At 70.7% G+C, this 12,860-nt stretch carries 12 protein-coding genes; 5 read left to right on the top strand and 7 right to left on the bottom strand.

Annotation, left to right across the window (positions count from 1 at the left end; genetic code table 11):
- The first annotated feature begins 107 nt into the window (after positions 1 to 107).
- Together ACFYZA_RS14605 and ACFYZA_RS14600 are read left to right on the top strand one after the other, a co-directional pair.
- Entirely contained in the window at positions 108 to 1,238 is a 1,131-nt protein-coding gene (locus ACFYZA_RS14605; RefSeq protein ID WP_388490456.1) for an FAD-dependent oxidoreductase, read from the top strand.
- 193 nt (positions 1,239 to 1,431) lie between these two features.
- Positions 1,432 to 3,261 (top strand): RICIN domain-containing protein, encoded by a 1,830-nt coding sequence (locus ACFYZA_RS14600; RefSeq protein WP_388490453.1) that lies wholly within the window; start codon positions 1,432 to 1,434, stop codon positions 3,259 to 3,261.
- 84 nt (positions 3,262 to 3,345) lie between these two features.
- Here the strand turns inward: ACFYZA_RS14600 and ACFYZA_RS14595 are convergent, their stop codons facing one another.
- The 6 genes from ACFYZA_RS14595 to ACFYZA_RS14570 form a co-directional block, all read right to left on the bottom strand.
- Positions 3,346 to 4,152 carry a VOC family protein gene (locus ACFYZA_RS14595; protein ID WP_382595279.1) on the bottom strand — a complete coding sequence of 269 codons (807 nt, stop codon included), beginning with the start codon at positions 4,150 to 4,152 and terminating at the stop codon, positions 3,346 to 3,348.
- A 158-nt stretch (positions 4,153 to 4,310) separates the two neighbouring features.
- Positions 4,311 to 5,573 carry an MFS transporter gene (locus ACFYZA_RS14590; protein ID WP_388491006.1) on the bottom strand — a complete coding sequence of 421 codons (1,263 nt, stop codon included), beginning with the start codon at positions 5,571 to 5,573 and terminating at the stop codon, positions 4,311 to 4,313.
- Between the two features lie 11 nt (positions 5,574 to 5,584).
- A complete protein-coding gene (locus tag ACFYZA_RS14585; RefSeq protein ID WP_388490451.1) occupies positions 5,585 to 6,547 on the bottom strand; it encodes a RimK family alpha-L-glutamate ligase in 963 nt (320 codons plus the stop codon).
- Positions 6,548 to 6,698: 151 nt separating this feature from the next.
- A complete protein-coding gene (locus ACFYZA_RS14580) occupies positions 6,699 to 7,121 on the bottom strand; it encodes an acyl-CoA thioesterase (RefSeq protein ID WP_388490449.1) in 423 nt (140 codons plus the stop codon).
- A 121-nt stretch (positions 7,122 to 7,242) separates the two neighbouring features.
- Positions 7,243 to 7,722 carry a hemerythrin domain-containing protein gene (locus tag ACFYZA_RS14575; protein ID WP_382595268.1) on the bottom strand — a complete coding sequence of 160 codons (480 nt, stop codon included), beginning with the start codon at positions 7,720 to 7,722 and terminating at the stop codon, positions 7,243 to 7,245.
- A 184-nt stretch (positions 7,723 to 7,906) separates the two neighbouring features.
- Positions 7,907 to 8,338: a cupin domain-containing protein gene (locus tag ACFYZA_RS14570; RefSeq protein WP_388490447.1), complete on the bottom strand. Its 432-nt coding sequence runs from the start codon at positions 8,336 to 8,338 to the stop codon at positions 7,907 to 7,909.
- Between the two features lie 52 nt (positions 8,339 to 8,390).
- Here ACFYZA_RS14570 and ACFYZA_RS14565 point away from each other — a divergent pair, with 52 nt between their 5' ends.
- Positions 8,391 to 9,389 (top strand): GlxA family transcriptional regulator, encoded by a 999-nt coding sequence (locus ACFYZA_RS14565; RefSeq protein WP_388490445.1) that lies wholly within the window; start codon positions 8,391 to 8,393, stop codon positions 9,387 to 9,389.
- Between the two features lie 182 nt (positions 9,390 to 9,571).
- Here the strand turns inward: ACFYZA_RS14565 and ACFYZA_RS14560 are convergent, their stop codons facing one another.
- Entirely contained in the window at positions 9,572 to 10,084 is a 513-nt protein-coding gene (locus tag ACFYZA_RS14560) for a DUF4232 domain-containing protein (RefSeq protein WP_388490443.1), read from the bottom strand.
- A 388-nt stretch (positions 10,085 to 10,472) separates the two neighbouring features.
- On the opposite strand from ACFYZA_RS14560, the gene ACFYZA_RS14555 reads away from it, so the two are divergent.
- A complete protein-coding gene (locus ACFYZA_RS14555) occupies positions 10,473 to 11,969 on the top strand; it encodes an IMP dehydrogenase (RefSeq protein WP_388490441.1) in 1,497 nt (498 codons plus the stop codon).
- A 132-nt stretch (positions 11,970 to 12,101) separates the two neighbouring features.
- The gene (def, locus tag ACFYZA_RS14550) at positions 12,102 to 12,773 is read left to right on the top strand and encodes a peptide deformylase (RefSeq protein ID WP_382595253.1); all 672 of its coding nucleotides are present in this window, start codon (positions 12,102 to 12,104) and stop codon (positions 12,771 to 12,773) included.
- Positions 12,774 to 12,860: the final 87 nt, after the last annotated feature.

Raw genomic sequence — 12,860 nt, 5'->3', positions numbered from 1 at the left:
GCACAGGGCTGGAACGCCATTCCAGCTTGACATCCCTGGAACGACGTTCCAATCTGAATGGAACGATGTTCCACAGATCGCCAAGGTCCCAGATCCCGGGAGTCCCCATGACCAGCCGCACGACCCCCCACGTCACGATCATCGGCGCCGGACTCGGCGGGCTCACCCTCGCCCGCGTCCTGCACGTCCACGGCATCGCGGCCACCGTCTACGAGGCGGAGGCCTCCCCGGCGGCCCGCGCCCAGGGCGGAATGCTCGACATCCACGACGACAGCGGCCAGCCGGCGCTGGCGGCAGCGGGCCTGACCGACGAGTTCCGCGCCCTCGTCCTGGAGGGCCGCGAGGCCACACGCGTCCTCGGCACGGACGGGGCCGTCCTGTTCGAGGACGACAGCACCCGGGGGCGCCCGGAGGTGCTGCGCGGCGAACTGCGGCGGATCCTGCTCGACTCGCTCCCGGAGGGCACGGTCCGGTGGGGGCACAAGGTGAGCGGCGCACGTTCCCTGGGCCAGGGCCGCCACGAAGTGGGCTTCGCCGACGGCGGCACCGTCGTCACGAGCCTGCTGGTGGGCGCGGACGGGGCATGGTCCCGCGTCCGGCCGCTGCTCTCGGACGCGACACCCGAGTACACCGGCAGGTCGTTCGTCGAGACCTACCTCTTCGACGCCGACACCCGGCACCCGGCCACCGCGAAGGCGGTGGGCGCCGGGTCGATGTTCGCGCTCGCCCCGGGCAGGGGGATCCAGGCGCACCGCGAGAACGGCGGGACCCTGCACACCTACGTCGCGCTCACCGAACCGCAGTCCTGGTTCGCCGCCGTCGACTTCGCCGATCCCGCCTCCGCCGCCGCCCGGATCGCCCGGGAATTCGCCGGCTGGGCGCCCGAACTCACCGCACTGATCACGGATGGTGAGACCGCACCCGTACTCCGGACCCTCAACGCTCTCCCGATCGACCACAGTTGGGACCGGGTGCCCGGGGTGACCCTGCTCGGCGACGCCGCCCACCTCGCCGCTCCGAACGGCGAAGGCGCCAACCTCGCCATGCTGGACGGCGCCCAACTCGCCCGGGCCATCGCCGAGAACCCCGACGACGTCGAGACCGCGCTCACCGTTTACGAGCAGGCCATGTTCCCCCGCAGCGCCGCGGCGGCCACGGACGGCGAGCAGCTCCACGAGCTCCTGTTCGGCGACGAGACTCCCCGCCGGCTGATCGGCCTGTTCACCGGAGAGCACTGACCGCCCAGGCGCCTTCTACGACAGGTGCCTTGACAGGCCTCATATTAGTTCGGATTCTATTCAAATTAATCCGAGGCCGTCGTGAACCTGTGAACACCCCCTCCGTTGCGCACAGTTCAGCCTTTACGTCGATCCGGACGCCCGCCCCACCGGGCCGCCGCCGTGCGGACGGCCCGCTCCGAGAGGAGTACCCGTGTCCGCCCGCATCAGAACGAAGATCGCCGGCGCGCTCGTCGCCACGACCGCACTGCTGACCGGCACCCTGCTGGTCGCGCCGGCATCGGCCCAGGACCCCGCGTACACCGTCACCATTGGCGCGAAGGGCGCCTGGGGCAACCCGGACGACACCCCGGCCGCGCCGTACATCGACAAGGACGGCACGTTCTACTACCAGTCGGCGCATTCGCTGTACGCCGCCGACGACGACCGGTCCTGGACGTTCTACACCGGCAAGGACTTCGACTCCGCGACCCGGTCGAGCGCGCTCAGCGACGCCGTGAACCCGAAGAACTCCCAGGACCGCAACAACGACACCACCTGGCGCTGCAACAACAGCCCCACCGGTCGCGAGGCCACCAAGGCACCCGCCGGCTCCAGCTACGCGCAGCCCAACTACTGTGACCTGATAGGCGTTTGGGTGGACCCGGACACCGGCGACTGGTACGGCCTGGTGCACAACGAGTTCACGCCGACCCCGTTCGGCGACGGTCTGCACTACGACGCCATCGACTACGCCGTCTCCAAGGACCAGGGCCACACCTGGAGCATCCAGAGCCACGTCCTGACCTCGCCCTACAGCACGAAGCGCGGCGACACGGCGGCGTTCCCGCACGAGACGTACGACTACGGCAACGGTGACCCCCGCCTGTTCGTGGACACCGCCTCGGGCTACTTCTACGTCTACTACAACTCGCGCGTGATTCCGAAGGGCGGTGTCTCCGGCGGCTGGACGGACGCCTCCCGGGCACACGTGGCGCGGGCCCCGATGTCGGGCAAGATGGCGCCCGGCTCCTGGCAGAAGTGGTACGACGGCGCCTGGTCACAGCCCGGAATCGGCGGCCTCGAGAGCAACATGGAGCCGGTCGACGCCACCCACACCACGGGCTACACGCCGGTCGCGCACGACTACAAGCCGGCCAACGCGGGGACCGTGGCACAGCAGCAGGCCGCCGGAACGCTGCCCGCCAAGTCCGATCTGCTCACGATGAACATCGCCTACGACGCCCACCTCGGGCTCTACATCGGCGAGCCCGAGACGATCAAGCAGGACGGCACGGAGAAGCAGCGGTTCTACGTCACCGACAACCTCGCCACGCAGAAGTGGCGGCTGATCGGGGACTCCGGGAACTACCGCTCCGGCTCCTGGTACCGCTGGCTGCTCGACCCGGTGAGCCGCACCACCAACACGATCGTCGGCAAGACGTTCCGCTCGTACTGCTCGTTCTTCTGCTCCAACGGCTCCGACGGCGAGTACTACGACACCACGGTGACCAGCAGTGCCGCCGCACCCGCCCCGGTGGACCCCGCCAAGGCGTACACCATCGCGAGCGGGAGCGGTCGCTACCTGGCACAGGTGGCAGGCGGTTCGGCGACGACCTCACGGTCCTCGGCGGGAAGTTCGGCGCTCGCCAAGTGGGTGTTCAGCCCGAACGGTGACGGGTCGTACCGGATCGCGAACGCGTCCACCGGGCAGCTCCTCGGCGTCGACTCGTCCGCCACGGCCGGCCGCGCCTGGGCGGCCAAGCCGACGGCGACGAAGGCTCCCGCCGGCGGGCCGACCGCGGGGCAGCAGTGGTTCGTCGTCGCCAACACCAACGTCTCGGGCACACCCACCGGCACGTTCCGGCTGGTCAACCGATACAGCGGGCTGGTGATCGGGCTGTCCGCCACCAGCAGCCGGGCGGCCGAGACCACCCCGGTCCGGGCCTGGACCGACACCACCGGCAGCGGGGTCGGCGGCGGCCGGTCCGCTTCCGAGCAGACCCTCACGTTCACGGCGGTGCCGAAGTTCCACGCGCGCTGACGCGGTTTCCGCCCCGGGCGGCCGGCGACTCCAAGTCGTCGGCCGCCCGGGCCCGTTCATGGCCCGACGGGCCGGTCCGCCATGTCAGGCGGACTCAGGACCCTTCGCGTTGATGACCGCGAAGATCCCGCCCTGCGGGTCCTGCACGACGGCCATCCGGCCCGCCATCATGTCGAACGGCGGCTTCATGACGTTGCCGCCCGCCCGGACCAGCGCATCGACCGTGCTGTCCGTGTCGTCGACCGCGAAGTAGGTCAGCCAGTGCGAGGGCGTGCCCGGCGGGAGGTCGTCGATGGCGGAGAGGGACTGCATACCGCCGACCGCGCGACCGTCGACGTTGAGCGCGAGGTAGCCGTCGGCGCCCTCCATCGCGGTGGTGGTGATGCCCAGTGCCTCGGAGTAGTAGGCCGAAGCCGCGTCCGTGTCACTGGTGTTGAGCTCGCTCCAGATGAACGCGCCCGGCTCGTTGACGATGCCCGCCCCGGGGAAGTCCCTGGCCTCCCAGAGGCCGAAGACCGCACCCGTGGGGTCGCTCGTGACGGCCATGCGGCCGAGGGTCATGACGTCCATGCCGGGCACCAGCGCCTGACCGCCGTTGTCCGCGCTCTTCTTCTCCGTGGCGGAGAGGTCGGCCGTGGCGAGGTAGGTCGTCCACAGGGCCGGGGGCATCGGGTCGGGCTTGCTTCCGTCCGGATTCATCGCCGCCATGATCCCGGCGACCGGGTGGCCCTTCAGCGAACACACCGCGTACCCGCCGGTCTCCGGAGCCCCCACCTCGCCCTGCCAGCCGAACAGGTCGCAGTAGAAGTCGAGAGCCGCCTGCTGATCGGGAACCATCAGATCGATCCAACAGGGCGTGCCGGGCGCGTACGGACCACTGACTGTAGGCATGAGAGCCTCCATGAACTGGCTGGGCGGCTCCCGGAGCGGCGCACGCAGAGAAAACCAACCCGCGATCTGTGCATTTGTCTGCCGGTTTCACTTCAAATCCAGTCAAGCACTGGTGCGGGTGAGGTGCACGGCCACAGGTGACCGTGCGCAGTCGCGGATCAGCCGGTGGCGTGCACGGGGCGGCCCTCGCCGAAGCCCGCGGCCGGGCGTCGGTAGAGCACCCCCACGGTGACGGCCGCCAGCACGGAGACGGCTCCGCCCAGGGCGAGCGCGGCCCGGGGGCCGGCGGTGTGGGCGACCCATCCGATGCACGGGGCGGCCAACGGCGTCGTGCCGAGCGAGGCGAGCATGTAGAGGCTCATCACCCGGCCGCGCATGTCCTCACTGACCCCGAGCTGAAGCCGGGCCTTGGCCGCGGTGAGGAACACGAGCAGCGCGACTCCGGTCGGCACGAGCAGCACGAGGAAGACGAGATGGCCGGGCATCAGACTGCTCGCGGTCTCCAGGGCCCCGAACACCAGCGCCGCGCCCGCCAGTTGATGGCCCGTCATACGCTGGTGGCGGGCCGCGAGTATCGAGCCGATCACGGAACCGGCGGCCAGCGCGGTGTTACCGAGGCCGAAGGCCGCGGCCGAGGCACCGTAGACCTGGGTGGACATGAGCGCCGTGGTGATCTGGAAGTTCATGCCGAACGCGGCGACGACCGCGACGAGACCCAGTGTGAGCGCGAGGTCGGGGCGGTCGGCGACATAGCGCAGCCCGTCCCGTACCTGCCGCTTCGCCCGGGCCACGGGCGGGGCCGGGTTGAGGGCGTGCGGGTCCATGCGCACCAGGCAGACGATCACGGCAACGAAGGACAAGGCGTTGGCGAGGAAGGCGGGGGCGGGGCCGACGAGGACGATGAGCGGGGCCGCGAGCGCGGGACCGGCCATCCGGGCGAGGTTGAGCACCGCGCTGTTGAACGCCAGGGCGCCGACGAGCTGGCCCGGCTCGACGGATTCCGCGATGAAGGCCTGGAGCGCCGGTTTCTCCACGACCATGGTGAGCCCCAGCGCCAGGGCCAGGACGTAGAGGGCGTTCAGGGACACCGTGCCGGTCAGCACGAGTGCGGCGGGAACGAGGGCGAGGACGGCCATCACCGCCTCGGTCACCAGCAGCGCCGTCCGCCGGGAGTGCCGGTCGACGAGGACACCGCCGTACGGTCCGAGGAGCAGCAGCGGCAGGAACTGCAGGGCCGTGGTGATGCCGAGGACCGTGCCGTTGCCGTGCGACAGCTCAAGGGCCAGCCAGTCCTGGGCGATCTTCTGCATCCACGTGCCGGTGTTGGAGGTCGTCTGCCCCAGGGCGAAGAGCCTGAAGTTCGGGCTTCGAAGCAGCGGCCAGCGTCGGAACAGACGGTGCCCGGCGTCCCGCCCCGGCACCCCGGAGTCGATCACCGAGCGGCCGGCACGGACCGGCCTTTGGCGGCGAGACGGCTGCGGAGAGCGGCCACCACGGCAGGGGTGACCTCCGGCATGTGCGCGCGCCAGCCCACATTCGCGTTGACTTCACAGATGGTGAAACCGCCGTCCGGGGTGAAGAGCAGATCGACTCCGGCGACCCCGAGCCCCAGCACTTCGGCGGCCCGCACCGCGAGCGCCTCGCCCTGCGGATGCGCACCGGTGCACAGGGTCGCCGTCCCGCCCATCGCGAGGTTCGAGCGGAAGTCACCGTGGGCGGCGGTACGCACCTGCGAAGCCACCGCACGCCCGTCGACCACCACCACGCGCAGGTCCCGCCCGTGGGAGTGGGCGACGTACTCCTGGAAGAGGTAGGGCGCGTCCTGGCTGAGGCTGCCGTGGATGCCGTGGAGCATGGCCGCGTCCGGAGCCAGGAACACCTGCTCGCCCCGGTGCCCCCGCACCGCCTTCACCACGCACGGCTGCGGCACCCCCGCACCGATCGCCTCTCCCAGCGGTGCGTCCGCGTAGGAAAGGGTGTCGGGCACGGGCAGCCCCGCGACCGCGAGCTGCTGCAGGTGCCAGAACTTGTTCAGGCAGGCCAGCACCGCGTCGACCGGGTTCAGCAGTGCCGTTCCCATGGCCTCCAGCTGCCGCAGCAACGTGATCTCCCGGTCCGTGCTCACCACGGGGGTCCACACCCTGCCGTACGCGGCCGTCGGCGCGGCCAGCTCACACCCGTCCAGGTCGTGCAGCGTCAGCCGGCCGTCCCGTACGCCCAGCAGGAGTTCATCGGTACCGACGACCGCGAAACGCTGCCCGAACTCCGCCGCGAACGCGTCGATGAGACGGCCACTCAGCTTCCGCCCCCGCAGTCCCGCCCCGAGCACCAACCAGACGTCGGCGGCAAGAGTCCCGAAACACTCGCGGTCTCCCCCGCCCTGTGACACAGACACACGCATTCCCCTCGGTCGCCGGCCCCCGGACTCGCGCCCGGGCACCCACGACCTCTCCCCACCTGGCCATCGGCGGCAGGGCCGACAGCCGCCCCACCACCCGATCGGCCCCCGCCGGCCACCCGACCGCCCCATCCGCCCGGAGGGAGCGCTAAAGGCCGAACAGCGCCTTGTCCGAAGCCAGGGCGTGGAAGACATCGCGCGGGTCGGGGACCAGCTTGCGCTCGGCGAGGTCGAGGATCCCGCAGACGGCGGTGACCTCGGCCGCCAGGGATCCGTCGTCGACGCGCCGGATGGTCTGCTCGATGCGGAAGGACTTGCCCTCGCCCCACTGGAACGCACAGCTCACGTCCACCTCGTCACCGGCACGCAGCTCGCGCCGGTAGCGAATGGTGGTCTCCATGGTGACGGGCCCGACGCCCTTGGCCAGCAGATCGCTCTGCCGGATTCCGCCGTGCTCCAGGACGCACCAGCGCCCGTGCTCCGCGTACTGGAGGTACACGCTCTGGTTCAGATGGCCCTGTGCGTCCGTCTCGTATCCGCGCACCACGATCCGTACGGTGAATGGCTCCATGACGATCTCTCCCCTGCGACTTCCGCTCCGGTCGGCCCGACGGCCCACTCCACCATGAACGGGCGCCGTTGGTGAGCGGTTGACCGCCCCCGTCGATCAGGGAAACGCGGGGCGAAGGGGCCTACGCGGCCACGGCGTCCCAGGCGTCCTGAGCCGTGCGACGCGGCGGGCGCTGCGGGGCCCGCTCGGCGAGCCTGGCCAGCCAGGCTCCGATCTCCCGCAGTTCCTTGCGCCCGACGGTGGCCCGTACGTGCGGGAACCACACCTGCTCCTCGGCGTCCATGTGGCGCTCGACGATGCTCATCAGGAAGCGGGCCTTGGTGGCGTAGGCGAGACCATCGGTCGGCATGTCCTGGAGCTCGCCCGCCAGCACCTCGGCGATGTGGTGCTCCTCCCGGAACTCCATGATCGCCGGCTCGGTCTCCGGAGCCAGGGCCGATACGCGCGGGTACATGCCCTCCCGCTCCATGTACGTGTACACGGTCAGTACGCGCAGGAACTGCTCGACCACGCCGGGGTTCCGGTCAGCGGCATAGGAGCGGATCAAGCGCCTCAGCTCCTTGTGGCCTTCCCTGAGCATCACGATCGCGTCGGTGGACATGGCGGCTCCTTGGGGCACAGGATTCACTTCCGTGACATACCCGGCAGGCCCGGCGATCATGCACCCCGCGACGGGCGGCGCCTTGGGGTCGCCGTACGGACACGAAACGTGATCGCGAGGGGACACGCGCCGGGCAACTCTCGCCGTACCGAGGCCCTCCTCCCCGCCACTCCAACTAGCCTCCTCAGAAGCCCAGTTCGTGCCCGGTCGTGGCGTCCACATGGTCCGGGATCTCGTCGTGCCGATCGCCCACGGTCGGCGTCCCGGCGGGCTCGAACAGCAGGATCGCGGCGCCGGACGGGGCGGACGGCCTGTGTTCGGTGCCCCGGGGGACGGTGAAGACCGATCCCCGGGGGAGCAGGACCGTGCGCTCGCCCTCGGGCTCGCGCAGCGAGATGCGCAGCTCACCTTCTAGCACCAGGAAGAACTCGTCGGTGTCGTCGTGGACGTGCCAGATGTGATCACCCCCGACCTTGGCGATGCGGACGTCGTAGTCGTTGACGCGTGTGACGATGCGGGGGCTCCACAGGGCATCGAAGGAGGCCAGAGCCCGGTCGAGCGGGATGGGGTCGCCGGACGGGGTCTGCACGCGCTTCTCGCGGTTCACGGGTGTCATGGGCTCATCCTGGGCCGCTTCGGGCGACCGGCGTGAGTGCTAGGAATCGCATATGACGCAAGAATCCTCGCAAGCGGTCCCCGCGCCCGGCGCACACCGGGTCGTCGTGATCGTGGACGAGAACTCCAACCCCTTCGAACTCGGCTGCGCCACCGAGGTGTTCGGTCTGCGCAGACCCGAGATCAGCCGAGAACTGTACGACTTCCGGCTCTGCTCGCCCGAGCCCCGGACCGCGATGCGGGACGGGTTCTTCACGCTCACGGGAGTCGCCGGGCTGGAGGCGGCCGAGAGGGCGGACACCTTGATCGTTCCCAACCGCCCCGACGTCGAGGTGCCCCGGCGCACCGACGTGCTGGACGCCGTTCGCCGGGCGCACGCGCGCGGGGCCCGCCTGGTCGGTTTCTGCAGCGGCGCCTTCACGCTGGCGGAGGCCGGCGTCCTCGACGGGCGCCGGGCCACCGCCCACTGGCAGTGGGCGGACTCCTTCCGGGCCCGCTTCCCTTCCGTCCGCCTCGAAGCGGACGTGCTGTTCGTGGACGACGGCGACATCCTCACCGCCGCGGGGAGTGCGGCCGCGCTGGACCTCGGCCTGCATGTGGTCCGGCGCGACTACGGCGCGGAGATCGCCAACTCCGTGAGCCGGCGCCTGGTATTCGCCGCACACCGGGACGGCGGGCAGCGGCAGTTCGTGGAACGCCCCATGCCCGACCTGCCCGACGAGTCCCTGGCGCCCGTCCTCGCCTGGGCCCAGGAGCGGCTGGACTCCCCGCTGACGGTCCTGGACCTCGCGGCGCGCGCGTCGGTCAGCCCGGCGACACTGCACCGCCGCTTCCGGTCACAGCTGGGGACGACGCCACTGGCCTGGCTCACGGGCGAACGACTGGCCCTGGCCTGCCGGTTGATCGAGCGGGGCGAGTTCCGTTTCGAGATGGTCGCGCGGCGCAGCGGGCTCGGCACCGCCGCCAACTTGCGCGCGCTGATGCGGCGCGAGACCGGCATCACGCCGTCGGCGTACAAGCGTCGGTTCGGGCACGAGGGAGCGCGGCCATGAGGGCGGAACGGTCCGAGGGCGCAGGGCCATGGGGGCGGGACGGCGCGAGGCAGGGGGGCGCGGGGCCATAGGGGCGGGACGACGCCGGGGCGCAACCGCCCGCATGAGGTGAAGTGACAGCCCGCGCACCGGCTTTCCGCCGCAGACCCGCCACCTCACCCCAGCTATGATCCGACGGACCGTCAGGCACCGGCCTGTACGGGCCCGATGACGGTTCCGTCGTCGACCCTGAGCGATCCGTTCGCGGTCGACTCACCGGGGATCACACCCCCGGGGGCCCTCAGTGTGAAGCGCGCCTCGTCGGCCGAAGCGCCGCCGCCCCTGTTGGGAACCTGGATGTCGAAGTGGACCGGATGCCCCGGGCCGAACTTCACCGCCTTGTGCTGCGCGCCGTACTGTCCGGCGGTGACTCGGCTCGGCGAACCGTGGTGGTAGAACCGCACCTGAGTCGGCGACCCGGCCAGCTCGCACGCGTCATACCCCCGCGCGGCGGTCAGGGTGACGCGGTAGTGGCGGTGCCCCGAGGAAGCCGGGGCCGCCTTGATCTTCGCGATGTGGTTCGCCGGCCGGCATGCGGAGGGCGCTGTGCCACCGGCCGCCCCGGCCGTCGGCGAGGCCTGCGCCACTCCCCCTCCCACGGCACCCGCCAACACGGTGGCGACGGCGGTGGCGGCGATCTTCCGGACGATACGCATCACGCATACTCCGATCCTGATGGGCGGCCCCGGAGGGGGTCCGCCCGCACGTTGGTCAACTCCACTCCTCCCCTGTGGCGGCCGCCGCCAATGTCATAAATGCGTTACAACTACACCAAACAGCCGTTCCTCATGTCACGACATCGCGCGCCGCGCGGGTCGTGCGGGCCGAGGGACGAGGGCCGGGATTCGTGCGGCGGCGGGGCAGTCGATAAGGTGCCTGGTCACGACCGCACCCGTTCGATCCACGGGCCGGTCAGGGTTCTGCCGCAGTTCGTGGCACCACCGCGGCTGCGCTGCCGGCCCCTGCCTGCCCGGGACTTGGGATACGGGGGCGTCCTCACGGCGGGGCAGTCGGCCCCGGCCGACCGGTCAGGAGGAGCAGCGAGTGGCACAGATCATCGCCGAGGTCTCACGTACGTTCAACGAGTTTCTGCTCTTGCCGAACCGGACGCGCACCGACTGCTCGCCCGCGACGGTCGACCTGCGTACGCCCCTGGTGCGGCACCTCGTGGGCGAGCGGTCGGCGATCGAACTCGGCTCCCCCTTCACGTCGGCGATCATGCAGGCCGTCAGCACCCCGGAGCTCGCGATCGCCCTCGCGCGGGGCGGCGGCCTGAGCTTCCTGCACCACAACCAGTCGGTCCAGGACCAGGCCGCGGCCGTGCGGCAGGTGAAGAACTTCAAGGCGGGGTTCGTCACCAGCGACACCAACGTGCGCCCCGACGACAGCCTGAGCCACCTGAGCGCCGTCATGGAGCGCACCGGTCACAGCACCGCCGCGGTCACCCACGACGGCAGTGCCACCGGCCGCCTCCTCGGCCTGGTGACCTCCCGTGACTTCCACCCCCAGCGCCACGACCTCGACGGGCCGGTGGCCGGGCGGATGACCGCCATCGCCGAACTGCCGCACGCCGGGGCCGACATCACGCTCTCCGAGGCGAACGCCCGGCTGTGGGACCAGCGCCTCGACTGCCTCCCCGTGCTCGACGCCGAGGGCCGTCTGCAACACCTGGTGTTCCGCTCCGACTACACGGACAACAAGCGTTTCCCCAACCAGGCGGTGGACAGCGCCAAGCGCCTCCGCGTGGGCGCCGGCGTCAACACCCACGACTACCGGGAGCGGGTACCCGCCCTCCTGGAGGCGGGTGCGGACGCGCTGTGCTTCGACTCCTCCGACGGCTACAGCGACTGGCAGGCGCAGGCCCTCACCTGGGTGAAGAAGCACTACCCGGAGATCCCGACCGGCGGCGGCAACGTCGTGGACGGCCGGGCGTTCACCTTCCTCGCCGAGGCCGGCGCCGACTTCGTCAAGGTCGGTGTGGGCGGCGGCTCCATCTGCATCACCCGCGACCAGAAGGGCATCGGACGCGGCCAGGCCAGCGCCGTCCTCGACGTCGCCGCGGCCAGGGACGCCTTCCGCGACCGCACCGGCGCGTACGTGCCGATCTGCTCCGACGGCGGTCTGGTGCACGACTACCACGTGGCCCTCGCACTGGCCATGGGCGCCGACTTCGTCATGATGGGGCGCTACTTCGCCCGCTTCGACCAGGCGGCCGGCGCGAAGCTCCCCACCCGGGACGGCTTCGTGAAGGAATACTGGGGCGAGGGGTCCAACAGGGCCCGCAACTGGCAGCGTTACGGCCAGGGCAGTGAAGGACTGATCTTCGAGGAGGGTGTCGACGGTTACGTCCCCTACGCCGGCGACCTCAACGAGGGGCTCGCCCTGACGATCGCCAAACTCAGGACGACGATGGTCTCCTGCGGCTCCGCCACCCTCCCGGAGTTCCGGTCCACGGCCCGGCTGACCCTGGTGTCCGACCAGAGCTTCCAGGAGAGCCACGCCAACGTCACCCTCCGGGACGCACCGGCGACCATCGCCTGACAACTGTCAACGCCGGACGGTCAGTTGGCGCCGCGTTCCCATCGCGGGCGGGACTGCGGCGCCCCGCCTCCCGCCGTCCGTCACCTGTCGTCCGTCACCTCGAACCACCTACTCCGAAGGGCTCACACGATCATGGCAACAAGGCCTGTCACCGACCACCGGGTTCGCGTACAAGGTGTTCCGGTGGACGGTGTCTATCCAGAGCGGGCTCCCGAGGCGGCGCGGGGGCAGGTCCTCCGCATCACCGTGGCCGGCGAGGACATCCTGCACCGCCCCTGCAAGCCGGCCTCGTCCGAGTTCGGCACTCCGTGGCTGTCCCAGCTGATCGACGACATGTTCATCACCATGTACGTCGCCGAGGGCGCGGGCCTTGCCGCCAACCAAGTCGACGTCGATCTGCGCCTGTTCGTCTACGACTGCTACGACGACCATGACGTGCGGCATGTCGGCCACGTGCTCAACCCGGTCATCGACCCGGTGGCGCCGGACCAGCGCCGCCTGCTGGACGCGGGCGAGGGGTGCCTGTCCGTACCGGGCCCGAGCTTCGATGTGCACCGCGAGGAAAGGGCCGTGGTGCGCGGCCTGGACAAGGAGGGGAAGGAGGTCGTGATCGAGGGCACCGGATACTTCGCGCGCTGCCTCCTCCACGAGACCGACCACCTCAACGGGCTGCTCTACGTCGACCGCCTGACGAAGCGTCAGCGACGGTCCGTCCTGCGGGAGATGGACGACGTCAAGGAGGCCGTCTTCGCCCGGCGCGTCGAGCGGACCAGGGCGCTCGGGGCTGTGGCGAAGGAGCAGTAGAGAACACTCCGAGCGGGCGGTCCGGTGCCGTATCAGCGCAGGTGAGCGGGCGTCAGGGGGCGTTGTCAGTGCCTCCGTCCATGCGAG

The organism is Streptomyces sp. NPDC001828, assembly GCF_042892175.1.
Taxonomy (GTDB): Bacteria; Actinomycetota; Actinomycetes; order Streptomycetales; family Streptomycetaceae; genus Streptomyces.
The sequence above is the reverse complement of the archived record's forward strand: the minus strand, read 5'-3'. Positions and strand labels throughout refer to the sequence as shown.

What these genes read in the sequence shown, in the direction of transcription:
- ACFYZA_RS14560 (WP_388490443.1), bottom strand. Translation starts at nt 10,084, where the DNA reads ATGCGTATCGTCCGGAAGATCGCCGCCACCGCCGTCGCCACCGTGTTG.
- def (WP_382595253.1), top strand. Translation starts at nt 12,102, where the DNA reads ATGGCAACAAGGCCTGTCACCGACCACCGGGTTCGCGTACAAGGTGTT.
- ACFYZA_RS14565 (WP_388490445.1), top strand. Translation starts at nt 8,391, where the DNA reads ATGACGCAAGAATCCTCGCAAGCGGTCCCCGCGCCCGGCGCACACCGG.
- ACFYZA_RS14580 (WP_388490449.1), bottom strand. Translation starts at nt 7,121, where the DNA reads ATGGAGCCATTCACCGTACGGATCGTGGTGCGCGGATACGAGACGGAC.
- ACFYZA_RS14595 (WP_382595279.1), bottom strand. Translation starts at nt 4,152, where the DNA reads ATGCCTACAGTCAGTGGTCCGTACGCGCCCGGCACGCCCTGTTGGATC.
- ACFYZA_RS14570 (WP_388490447.1), bottom strand. Translation starts at nt 8,338, where the DNA reads ATGACACCCGTGAACCGCGAGAAGCGCGTGCAGACCCCGTCCGGCGAC.
- ACFYZA_RS14605 (WP_388490456.1), top strand. Translation starts at nt 108, where the DNA reads ATGACCAGCCGCACGACCCCCCACGTCACGATCATCGGCGCCGGACTC.
- ACFYZA_RS14575 (WP_382595268.1), bottom strand. Translation starts at nt 7,722, where the DNA reads ATGTCCACCGACGCGATCGTGATGCTCAGGGAAGGCCACAAGGAGCTG.